Annotated in this window: 11 protein-coding genes and 2 tRNA genes; all 13 read right to left on the minus strand. The window is 36.0% G+C overall.

The genetic code is table 11. The annotated features are described in order from the left end of the window. Window positions 1-384: 384 nt before the first annotated feature. A complete protein-coding gene (locus tag B096_RS0105495) occupies window positions 385-846 on the minus strand; it encodes a hypothetical protein (RefSeq protein WP_018579758.1) in 462 nt (153 codons plus the stop codon). Between the two features lie 111 nt (window positions 847-957). Next, window positions 958-1,638 (minus strand): ATP-binding cassette domain-containing protein, encoded by a 681-nt coding sequence (locus B096_RS0105500; RefSeq protein ID WP_018579759.1) that lies wholly within the window; start codon window positions 1,636-1,638, stop codon window positions 958-960. After that, on the minus strand, window positions 1,639-3,780 hold the full coding sequence (locus B096_RS0105505; RefSeq protein ID WP_018579760.1) for a bacteriocin transporter: 2,142 nt from the start codon (window positions 3,778-3,780) through the stop codon (window positions 1,639-1,641). It lies immediately after the preceding gene. A 172-nt stretch (window positions 3,781-3,952) separates the two neighbouring features. Beyond that, window positions 3,953-4,028, minus strand: a tRNA-Arg gene (locus tag B096_RS0105510). A 67-nt stretch (window positions 4,029-4,095) separates the two neighbouring features. After that, the gene (locus B096_RS0105515) at window positions 4,096-5,028 is read right to left on the minus strand and encodes an alpha/beta hydrolase (protein ID WP_018579761.1); all 933 of its coding nucleotides are present in this window, start codon (window positions 5,026-5,028) and stop codon (window positions 4,096-4,098) included. A gap of 110 nt (window positions 5,029-5,138) precedes the next feature. Next, a tRNA-Val gene (locus B096_RS0105520) sits at window positions 5,139-5,214 on the minus strand. 95 nt (window positions 5,215-5,309) lie between these two features. Next, window positions 5,310-6,305 carry an SIS domain-containing protein gene (locus B096_RS0105525; RefSeq protein WP_018579762.1) on the minus strand — a complete coding sequence of 332 codons (996 nt, stop codon included), beginning with the start codon at window positions 6,303-6,305 and terminating at the stop codon, window positions 5,310-5,312. A gap of 10 nt (window positions 6,306-6,315) precedes the next feature. Beyond that, window positions 6,316-7,146, minus strand: a complete 831-nt coding sequence (locus B096_RS0105530) for a PTS system mannose/fructose/sorbose family transporter subunit IID (protein ID WP_026254121.1) — start codon at window positions 7,144-7,146, stop codon at window positions 6,316-6,318. Continuing rightward, window positions 7,127-7,897, minus strand: a complete 771-nt coding sequence (locus tag B096_RS0105535) for a PTS mannose/fructose/sorbose/N-acetylgalactosamine transporter subunit IIC (protein ID WP_018579764.1) — start codon at window positions 7,895-7,897, stop codon at window positions 7,127-7,129. Before B096_RS0105535 ends, B096_RS0105530 begins: the two co-directional genes overlap by 20 nt. Window positions 7,898-7,913: 16 nt before the next feature. Next, on the minus strand, window positions 7,914-8,378 hold the full coding sequence (locus B096_RS0105540) for a PTS sugar transporter subunit IIB (protein ID WP_018579765.1): 465 nt from the start codon (window positions 8,376-8,378) through the stop codon (window positions 7,914-7,916). Between the two features lie 9 nt (window positions 8,379-8,387). Continuing rightward, entirely contained in the window at window positions 8,388-8,801 is a 414-nt protein-coding gene (locus B096_RS0105545) for a PTS sugar transporter subunit IIA (protein WP_018579766.1), read from the minus strand. After that, window positions 8,801-9,613 carry a sugar phosphate isomerase/epimerase family protein gene (locus tag B096_RS0105550; protein WP_018579767.1) on the minus strand — a complete coding sequence of 271 codons (813 nt, stop codon included), beginning with the start codon at window positions 9,611-9,613 and terminating at the stop codon, window positions 8,801-8,803. Before B096_RS0105550 ends, B096_RS0105545 begins: the two co-directional genes overlap by 1 nt. Continuing rightward, complete coding sequence (locus B096_RS0105555) at window positions 9,610-12,312, minus strand: PTS sugar transporter subunit IIA domain-containing protein (protein WP_018579768.1); 2,703 nt, start codon at window positions 12,310-12,312, stop codon at window positions 9,610-9,612. The genes B096_RS0105550 and B096_RS0105555 overlap by 4 nt, the downstream gene beginning before the upstream one ends. Window positions 12,313-12,325 lie beyond the last annotated feature (13 nt).

Genomic DNA, 12,325 nt, shown 5'->3' on the forward strand with positions numbered 1-12,325 from the left:
TCGACAGTTTGACTGGTAAGACTTATTGTCATGTGAGTCTAATCTTGGGATTTTTAAGTATGATAGATCTGATCCGTTCATCAAATCAATGTTAATTGCTTTGTATGCAAACCACAGCACAATGATTAAAAGGCAATTTAGAAATTTATGTTAATCATAGAATGAATCACCTTAATGGATATAACTTAAAAGAATTATATTTAAAGAGTCTATTTGCAGATGAGCATAATGGAGTAAAATCACTGAAGAAACTTGTATTGACTGGTCTTTTTTCGAAAAGAAAAAACATCAAACTGAGTTTGATGTTAAAGGGTATTTAAATGCCGTTATCTTAAGGTAGGGATAGCATACTTGTTCTTTCGTCAAGCTGCTTGTACCAATTTATTATAGTTTAATATCATCAATATTATCGGTGATTATCCAGTCATCCATATTTTTTTCTCTATTATATTTGAATGGTTCAATTTCTTCAATATGTTGGACTTCATATAATCCAATACATTTCTTACCGTACCATCTTTCTGTTTGTTTTTTTGATAGATTCAGTTCTTTTTTGTACTTCTCTATTAACTCGATTGATTCTTCAGGAGACATTTTATACTGTTCAATTACCTTGGTCAATAGCCCGCGATGGGTTACCATCATATCTCCACCTTTTTCAACAAAGTATAAAACATCGTTTTCTTTTGCTCTACCACCTAAAGGACTCTTTTTTGCAGCAGCACCTCTAATAATCATTGTCTTCTCACCATTTAGTAATTTTTCAAGTTCTTTACCTTCATTGTCAAGATAAACTAAATGGTCTGCAACACCTTCTCTTTTTTCATACCAATTTCTATTTGTCATACTAGAACCTCCTATACATTATATTGGTCTGGACATTACATACACTAATCCTATCAGTTTTGTAAACTTACTTGAAACTAAGTTTATTTAAAGTTCATATTAAATAGCGACTTAGTCATTTTTTTTATTGATAGAAAAACCCGATCTAGTTCCATTCTTTTCTAAAACTAAGTGAGTGTCGGCTAGTGTCATCAGGTATGGATCGTGAGTAACAATTATAACTGTTTTTCCTTCATCTTTTAACATCATCAATAATTCTATGATTTTATCTCTGTTTCGCTCATCTAAACTCCCTGTTGGCTCGTCACACAAGACCAGTTCACAAGGTTTTAAAAGTATACGCGCAAGCGCTATGCGCTGTTGTTCGCCCCCGGAACATTGATAAACAATTTTATTTTTGAATCCATCGAGACCTACTTTTTTTAGAGCCTCATTCACCTTTTCTTTTTTGTTCTTTAACTTAACATTCTCTAAAGCTAACATTAAATTATACTCAACGGATTTGTTCTCGACGAGCGCAAAATTTTGAAAAAGATAACCGATTTTTGTGCGTAATAATGCCGTTGCTTCTTTAGAAAACGGTTTAGGATTTTCTTTTCCAAACAAGGTCACTGTGCCTTCGTCTGGAGTATCAAGGAGTCCGATAATATTTAATAATGTACTTTTGCCACTTCCTGATGGGCCTGAGATTACAATAACTTCATGAGATGGCATTTCTAAATTAATTTCAGTTAAGATTGGTGTATCGTTAAACCGTTTAGAAATCCCTTCTAACTTTATAATTGATTCCATTTAGTCATCTCCTTTTAAAATTGTAGACACTTCCGACGATTCATATTTTCTTATGCTCGCCTTAATGGTTATCCATTCCAAGACTAATGTCACGACAAATATTCCTAATAATACTGCAGCAATTGCTTTGTCTCCTGAAGCCTGATAGAGAAGATATGTAAAAGCAGCAATTGTTGAAAAGACTGATCCATTAATGAGCATGGCATAGCGATGGTAATAATTCGTACCGTTGAGATATCTAATGGCAATTTCTTTGCTATAGCCATCAACATAGATTTTAATTGATGTATAGTTTACTATTAGGAGTATTAAAAAATATAATCCAATCGATTGCAAACAAACTAAATAATCATTTTTTATTTCAAAAATACTTAATTCATAGATATCTCGCGATTTCACAACTTGATAGCTCGCATCATATTCTTGATCCATACGTTCCAAGATATTTGTAAGGCTATTGGAATCTCCATTGTATAACAAGCTCACAGTAAAGTTATCAATCCCTCTTGAGTAAACATTGTCTACAAAGTAAATAGGATCATTTATGGTCCCTGCTGGAATGGCTATCGTTCTATTGGCGGATACATAAGTTGAATTTGGTTGAATATAAAGAATCTCATAGTTACTCATATATGGCTCTAAATAATCATAATAAGTATTAACTCGTTCCTTAGAAACCAAGATGTAATTTTTATCTTTTGATAACATTTTAGGATTTAACATTCGATTTGTTTCGTCAGTGATACTGACATAATCTAAATATGCATTATTAATGTGAACGGATGGTGGTACATATTCATCCATTGATAATTCAATGTTCTTGTATTGATCTTGTTTTAGCACGGTGAGGTAGAAATCATATGCATCATGGTTTGCGTATGCAATATCATTTTGGCTTACAAGCTCAAACAAAGCTTTCTCATAGTCCTTATAATCTTTATCCACAGGAGATTTTGATGCATAAGCAATGCGCTTAGAATTTAAAACCATTGGATTTTCTGTCAATGAATTTATATGGCCCTGTTTGTATTCAATGCTTTGAATTCGAGTAAAAACAGGAATAAGAAGAATAACTATGGAGAGACCTTTCAAAATAAGTGTTAGTACATAGATCGGTACAATTGACATGCTCAATTTTAAAATTTCATTAGACGTTCGTTTAACAACCAAAAAATATGTAACGAATAAACATCCTAAGATACTAAAAACATAAATAAGAACAAATGGAATCAGTTTTACTAAAAACATAAATAGTAACGTTCCATAAGAATCCGAGATGACAAAGGCTGTACAAAAAATCGTAAGAGCGAATAGAATTGATAGACCTATAATGTCTTTTAAAAATAATTTTTTTATAATTTGTATTGTTGACTGTCCTTGCAAATAACGTATCCCGATTTTCTTACCATTTTTAAGTACTGTAAGTACCATTAACATAAGAACGCCGATAACAGCAACAACAGTAGCCGGCTGTAATTCTCTATCCACACTTACATCATTCATTTGTCCTAACTCAGATACAAAAAATCCGGAAGGGCCATTCATATAATTATAAACTTGAAAATAATCAAAAATCATCTCTTGTATCTGAGTTGAATATTCATCTACAAAAATAGTTACTAAAGTTTGAATACCACTTGATGGATAGTATTCTTCTATTTTGGACAAGGGATAGATTGAAATGGAATCTTTATAAGTTGAATCAAAATCATAGAAACGATGATCAAGATAATCAATTAAATAACTTGGCTTTTTGAGGTGATCATTAGATATAACCCAATCGTCATTAATAAAAAAACTTTCCTTTAACATCCCCTCTTTAACAATAATGTGGCTTAAGAGGTTCGATTCATTACCACTTATAAAATAAAAGTAGCCATTTTCTTGATTGGAATAGTCATCCTCTGAAGTTGTAATCGCAACATCATATTTGTATCTCTCACTAAAAGTTCTAACGTCTTCGATCAAATCATCAATCGAACGATTCACTTCACTCGGAGTTATATCAATATAGTAAGCTTTTGAATGTTCTCTATGAATTTGGTCCACACCTAAAAGCCCAAGTCCTACCTGGTACTCATAATTGAATACTTGAAAGCTGCTTGTAGTAATTAAGATTGCTAACAATACTGTAAAAACCATGTTTAATTTTTTGATAAGAAACCCCTCCCTTTCAACAAATGTACCATAAAAATATAACTATTGACATAATAATTCTTTATTGGTTTAATCCTCTACAAAAACTGTATCAAATAATTTTATGTTAAGAAAAAATCTCAAGATATAATCTTGAGATTCTTTGTAAATTATAAATTGGCACGCCCGACAGGAATCGAACCTGCAACCTTTTGAACCGGAATCAAACGCGCTATCCCTTGCGCCACGGACGCATATCAATGCATGGATATAATACCATAGAATTGATAATTAAAAAAGAGCGTATTTCATTCTTTAACTTTAAGAATTGTCTGATGTTGAGGTCAGATAACGACTGAGGAATGACTCAATTGTTTTTTTGTAATATACAGGATCTTTTTCATAACTCTCTGCATGATTTGCACCTTTTATTACGATCTTTTCTTTAGGACTTGGATGCGCTTGGTATAACGTTTCTAACATCTCAAAAGGTACAAAATCATCTGCATCTCCATGAATGAATAACGTTGGTAGCGTGCTCCGTTTTAAAGACTCGACTGCAGATGCTTCATAGAAATTAAAGCCTGCTTTTACTTGCGTAATCAAACTAGTAATTGGAATCATTGGAAAGGCTGGAAGGTTATACATATCTTTAAGTTTGTATGATAATTGATCTGCGACACTAGTATAACCACAATCTTCAATGACCGCCATGACATTATCAGGAAGGTCAAGACCACTTGCCATCATAACTGTTGATGCACCCATACTTAGACCAAACAAGGCAATTCGAGAGTCATTGCCATTTTGACTAATGATATTTTGGACCCATGCCTCAATATCAAAGCGTTCTGGCCAACCAAATCCAATAATGTTTCCCTCGCTCTCACCATGTGATCGTGCATCCGGTGCAAGCACATTAAATCCCATCTCATGGAAGAGTCGGATGTAATGACCCACACGATCTTTGTTATTTCCATAACCGTGTGCAACTAATATTGTATCCTTAGTTTTAGTTTTCGCAGGAACATACCAAGCTTTGAGTTTCAAACCGGAATCACTGACAAGTTCTTTAGACTCTTTATCAACCGATTTTAGCCATTCTTGATCTGGTTTCCATACAGTTTTAATATCTGCGTCTATAAAATCTTTTTCTCCCGGTACCAATGCGAGTTTAAAGAAGTACCCTCCCGCAAAGCCTAACAGCACGACTAATATACCCACAAAGACTACTATTCTTTTTAAATGTTTCATTGTCACCTCATATACTTTGATAATCAAAGTAATAAAAGAATAACATACTTGGTTCTGTTTGTAAATGCACAAAAAAAACCACCCTCGTCGTGGGTGATCCAGAATAAAAATGGTGGAGGTTAACGGGCTCGAACCGCTGACCCTCTGCTTGTAAGGCAGATGCTCTCCCAACTGAGCTAAACCTCCATGGAAACCAAGTTTACCATATGTAAACGGTAAAGACAATGTCTATGAAGTGAAAATTTTCGAAAGAAAACCCACTGTTATCCAGTGGGTTGTTTCTAGTAATCCAATTGACGATAGTAACGACGTATTTCAGTTGGATGACAATTTATTTTCTCAATATGTGCATCAATGCGACGGGTAATTGCCATCATCACAAGATGACAAATATGTCCACGATATTGTTCACTGATGCCTTTTAATTCATAGTCTTTGGTATCAATGACTTCATAGTTTGCACAGATACGTGGAATAAAATTCACAACACGCATTGATAGTGGGCGGGATGTATCCTCACCTACAAAAATTGTAACTGGAGTATCTCGTTCTACAATTTCAAACATTCCATGAAAGAATTCGGGAGCTGTAATCGATTTGGTTGGAATCCAATGTTGTTCTTCCCAATAACACATTGCATAGGAGTACGTCGCTCCCCACTGATTACCAGCCCCCACAAAGTAATGCATTGCGTCTTCATGATGACGTTTCGCATATGCTTCACCAAATGCGTCAGCTTCTTTTTCTACATCTACTAGTGCTTGTGGAAGATATTGATCGAATTCTTGATACATCACATCATAATCTTCAAAATCACCGTTGCGATACATGAGACGATCCATAAACATAAAGAATTTAAGTTGTTCATTCAAACCATATGAAATCGTATAATCTCCCATCTCTGCTAGAATAGAGTTTGGTTCATCAACAAAGGCCATGATTGTACATCCGAGACCTTTCAATACCTTAACTGCATCTACAACTTCTTGAGTTGTACCCGTCACTGAAGAATAAACAATAATTGAATTCTTCGTAATGTTTTTATTTCCTGTTACAAGATATTCCGCTGCATGCTCCACACAAACAGGGAGAGTACTCATTTCTTTAACATGATGGGCAACCTGAAGGGCTGAAGCATACGTGCCCCCAATACCCACAAAATAAATTCCATCATAACCTTGATCATAAATAGCATCTGCTGCCTTTTCAATTTCAGGACGGAGGGCAAGTCCACCTTTAAAACTTTTTAATTGTTCTTCTTCGTTAAATTTTAACATCATTTTTCTCCTATCCAAAGATTCCTAAGTATACGCCGGCAATCCCTACAACCATAGTTCCAATAATTAAAATAAGTGGGTTTACTTTTTTCTTTAGTAACCAGTAGTAAAGCCATGTTGTTCCTAGACCAACAAGGCCTGGCATGATTCCATCTAATATTTCTTGGAACGGCTGTGCCGTTTCTCCGGTACCAATATTGAGCGATAATCCGGTATAAACCATTTCTTTTGACATACCGCCAATCACCATAATTCCTAAAATCCCAGCAGCTGCAAGCACTTTATCCATTACGCCACTTTGTTGCATTTTCTCAAGATAATTAAATCCAATATTATATCCAAGATGAGCTCCAAAGTAACGTGTTAGAAATGCAGGAATGTTATAAATTAAGAAATATGCAATTGGACCTAGAATGTTCCCACTCATCGCCAAGGATAGACCTACCCCTAGGGCAATGACCCGAATACATCCTACGAAGATGGAATCACCAATACCGGATAGTGGACCCATGAGGGCTGTTTTAATTGCACTGATAGCTGTTGCATCTACTTCACCATCTTTGTGTTTCTCTTCCATCGAACACACAATCCCACCAACAAACGGTGCAAGTTGAGGTGTAATGTTAAAGAACTCGATGTGACGTTCCAATGCTTCCGCATACCCTTTTGGATCATCTTTGTAAATCTTTTTCAATGTTGGATCCATCATCATTCCAAATGCGAGATGCATTTGTCGTTCATAGTTCCAAGAAAACTCCATTCCCAAACTTCCTGGATTAAAGGCCATTTTGGTAATGTCTTGTTTTGTAATTACACTATTTTTAGAAGTCATCGTCATCATCCTCCATGCCTACGCCTTCAGGTGCTGGTTTAAAGCCACCTAAGAAGTCGAATTTTTCAATTACAATAATTACCCCTATAATGGCGATTCCTAAAACCGGCACATTGAGGTACGCTGATAATACAAAACCTAAGAAATAGAACGGTACGAGTTTTTTATTTAAGATCATACGCATTAACATCGCAAATCCAAGTGCAGGAAGAAGTCCTGCCGCTGCATCCATTCCCGCAATAATTTGTTCAGGGATTGCTGCAATTACATTCGACATTGCTTCCGCACCAAAGTAGAACCCTAAAAATACCAATAAGAACCGGCGAACCACCGTAATCATACCAATACTCCAGTGTGCAATCTTGATTCCAGAAACACTGCCTTCAACTGCTGATTTATCCGCAATACGCAGAATGAATGAGTTCACAACATTAAAGATATTTCCAATTGCAAGTGAGATTAATGCAAGTGGCATTGCAAGGGCAATCGCTGCTTCTGTTCCAGATCCCATTGAGATTGCAAACGCAGTCGCCAAGGTTCCACCCACAATAACATCGGGTGGAATGTATGCACCAATCGAAACGGCACCCATAAAGAATAATTCTAATGTAGCCCCCATGATGACCCCTTGTTGAACATCTCCTAAAATCAATCCAACAATCGGCCCAAGAATAATTGGGCGATTTATATATAAGGATCCGAGTTGATCACCAAAGACACCCAAAGCAGCTACTAAACCAATTAATATTGCTTGTAACATGAATTCTTCCTCCTTTTTATAGTTTTACAACCTGTTTTGAATCGCTGGATAACATTCTTATCTCAACTTCTGTTCCAGCATCCACTAATGCTTTCAATTTCTTTTTATCGGCATCACTGACAAAGATAGCTTTACTGATTTGTTCGTCATCGCCTTCTTTTTTGGTTCCTCCGAGATTAATGGATTTAATTTGTGGACATGCTTGCGCAAGTTGATATGCCACATCTATAGTCCGTACAACAATTAATAATTGATACTTATCGGTGACACCACTGTTTAATGCAGTGATGGCATCCTCAACATTCTTTATAACCAACTTCACATTTGCTGGTTTCGCAAGTTTTAAAGTCGTTTTCCACATATCATCATTTACAACATCATCATCTGCGACCAGAATACAATCTGCTCCGAGTGCATTCGTCCAAGAAAATGCCACTTGTCCATGCAAGAGTCGATGATCAACACGACATAATACAATCATAAGTTCCTCCTAAAAATCTTCTTCTTCGTTCGATTCAACAAGGTCATCGTTACAATAACGTAAAGCCATACGGCATTCATTAACCTTTTCTATAAGTACTTCGCGGGTTACATCCCCTTGAATTTCAACCATAATTGAAATGATTAGGGCTAAGTTAATCCCTGCAATTAAGTGAAAATCCCGTTTTCCCATTAACTTCATAAACTCCGTATTAACGCTGCCCCCATAAATATCCGTCATCACGATGATGTCATCATCAAGTGGAATTGACTGCATACAGGTTTCAATTTGATCGGCTACGTCGGTATTATCTACATAAGCAGAAATGATGTATACATGCTCAACTTCCCCAACGATTGCTTTTACGGCACTGTAGAATCCTTCAGCCAAGTGTTTATGACTGGCGATGATAAAATGCTTCATTACAACCCTCCATTCTTTTGGTATAATGCTAAACTTTGTGCATCTGTATTCCCTGGACTGGTTTCATAACATTGCTTGGCCGTTTCAAGTGAGAAATAGCCGTCGTAATCTGCGCGTTTAAAACTTTCTAAGTCTTCCGCAATATTGCGCTGACCATCGCCCCAAGCCTGATGCTCTGAATCTACAAAATGCACATGTACAATCCGTGAGCCAAACTCATTAAAGTAAGCTTCGATTGATTCGTCTGCACGATGCATTGCACCCATGTCTAGACAAATCTTCAGACATTCCGAGTCAACCGCTTTAAGATATTGTTTAAGGTCCTCAATCGTGTTCACTAAGCATGATTCATGTGGTTGAAGTGCTTCAATCGCAAGCGTAATCTTTTTTTGCTTGGCGTAGACACAGAGTCGGCGCATCATGCGAATACTTCGATGATAGGCAGTATCACGATCTTCATCATAGAACGCCCAACCACTAGTAACCACGACAAATTTCGATTTGACTGCGTCCGCAACATCAATTATATTTTTAAAATAAGCATAAACCCGTTCTTGTTGTTCCAAGGATCCGGTTGCAATATTATGGGGTTTTGGATTGGTTTGTTCTGGACATATACAAATAATCTTGAGTCCGTAATAATCTGCCTGAGATTTAAGAGCAAATGGGTCATCGTATTGTTGATAGTCCACGAAGAAATGATGTGGACTGGTCCAAATCTCACAGGCATCAAAACCTAAATCCGAAACGGTTTTAAAAAATGTATTCAAACTGTAGTATCGATAATGACTATTCATGGCTGAAAGTTTCAAAACGCATCCCCCTCCTCTCGATCTCGTTTTTTATCGTTTTCTATATAGTCATACAATAACGCAATTTCCGAGACCGGTAGCACCACGTTATAGTGTTCTAACATGGGTCCAAAACTCTCATTTACATCCCGTATGAAGGTTTGATGTTCGGATTCAAACCTTTGTACGTCCTTATAATCATCAATCGCTGTTTTCGTTACAAGGCGCTCAATTAAGAAACAGACATGAATGTAAATCCCTACAATGGTCTTACTTTGAAACGTTTTGGCCATTTTACGTTCTAAGTGTGATGTCGAGTCACTGACAAAGTTCAAGAGTTTATTTGCATTAAGAATGGTTAAATTTTGCATAACATTCTGCAATGAAAAGTTCTTTAACAGATTTCGATTAAAAATCTCAATTTCTGATTCATCTAAGTAATCAGCCAATGCTTGGTCAACGATTGAAATGTCTTTAAAACTTACAATATCTTCCAAACTCACACAGCGAATTGTATCCAGCGGTAACGAATGGGGCTTCACCATCAGCATCACTTCAAATTTATCAAACAAGGGATCATTAAGACCGTTTGTTAATAGGTCTTTAAAGTCATAACTGATAAATCGTAAATCAATTGTTTTCGGTAAGGATTGTTTAAACAGATTTACCATTCGATCCGCTACCGAAACGCCTGCATCACTAACAAATACCATGGCTTTGGTTTTTTCAGCGCGATTCAATATTTTATATTTGGTGATTGCTTTTTGTGATGCTTTTTCAAGGATTTCCTCAATGGGATACTCTTGACGGACCATTGAACCAATATGCAGGGCAATGGCTGTGGAACTGTTATTCACAACACCCACGTTTAGATCTTTGAGGATTCGATCACCAATCAATTCTAGAGAACCCATATCCACAAGTAAAATCAAGTTTTTATAATAGGGATTTAGAGATATATAATCGTTTACCTTCACGATGATTTCTTCACTACTACTATCTAGAGGCATATCAAAAGCATCAAAGATATGTTCTCCCAATAATTGATTTGCTGCATCCGCAATGCTGCTAGCAGTTGAGTATCCATGCGATACGATCACCGCTGCCGTGTCTTTATGTTTAATATTGTCGTTGTAGAAATAAATATTAAGAATTAAGAAAATAAGATTGAAGTCATTTAGTTTCAACTCCAGAGCTTGATAAATCATTTTAGAAATTTCGTTTGAAATCATAAACATGTCATACATTTCTTCTTTTAAAAATTCAAGCAAAGCGTTGATATCTTTTCGATGTTTAAAAGCCCACCGGTCCACCTTAATTTTTTCATGAGATGATGACAATAAGACACGCGATAAAACAAAACTACAATTGCTGGGAAGGTTAATCTTATTTTTCTGTTTGACGTGTTCCAAAACATCATCAATAATCTTTTCTAAACCATGTACTCTTTGTAGACTGTAGGATTGATCAAAAATCATCAGATCGTAATAATTTCGCATTGCCTCATAATCTTGAGCCAACATGTCCCGATAGGATATTTGATTGAGTTGAAAAGCATTAAATGCCTTAAGAATGTTTTTAAACAACTGAACAATCTTGTCAGTCGATTCATGAATGACATACGTATCAATTTCAAGTAATTGCTTTAAATCATTTTCCTTAGATACAGTATAATTTAGCTTGTCTTCAGGCAGGTGGTAGATATGACAATGCATCACACCCTGATGATTGCTTTCTAATGCTGTTGCACAAATACGCGTAATACATTTTTTCAACTCATGAATATCTTCATCAAATTTCAATTGTAATAAGGCTTCGAGAAGTTTGTAAGAAATAAAAATTTTAATACCCAGTTTCTGTTGTTCTTGTTTAAAAAACTTGAGAATGAACTGTTCTTTTTCCTGAGTACCGCGCTGATCAAAATGAGGAATCTTACAAATAATCGGTAAACTCTGAAGTAACGAATAATCAAAAGCATCCTCTGGGTCATAGGTTGTGCCGAAGACAATCCGACAATTTACTTTGACAACTTTTCGATCTTTAAGGTAATAACCGTCTTTAATAATGTTTGATAGTTGGTACTGGATATCAGCTCGCATGCGATCTGCATGCTCGATATATAAGATACCAATATCTTTCCGTTCTAAAATACCGGTATTGCCCGCTTTCCCAAAGAGTACAGTTTCAGCATCGCATTGAGGTTCCATAATCTTGAGATGTTCGATATTTTGTCCTTCTTGAATCAAACCTTGCTCAATACAGAATTTATGAATCATGCGCGATAAGTATGTCTTCCCACTTCCACGCTGACCATATAAAACAATCGGTAATCCGCGTCCCGGATATAGCAATGCCGACTTAATTTGTTGAACGATATGGCTCAATGAACCATCAAATCCAATTAAGTCTTGGAATGAGTCATAGGCTTCCGAGCCTTGAATTTCATCTAATAATTCTTTAACACTTAAATACTCACGTGATAAATCATGGACTTGATATAATTTTTCAAACTCATGTTTATCAAGATAATATACAGGTCGTGACGCAATTTTAATCAGGAATCCCTCATTAAACAATTCATTGAGATACTGTGATGTCAACGATCGGCTTAGGTGCAGCGATTCCGCAATGACGCTTGTCGTGAGTAAGGAAAAGTCATGATCCAGTAGTATTTGTGTTTCTAAAACAAGATATTGATAAATCTGTTCTTTTGTGTTCATATACACTCCTTCT

It is taken from the genome of Erysipelothrix tonsillarum DSM 14972 (genome assembly GCF_000373785.1).
Classification (GTDB): domain Bacteria; phylum Bacillota_I; class Bacilli_A; order Erysipelotrichales; family Erysipelotrichaceae; genus Erysipelothrix; species Erysipelothrix tonsillarum.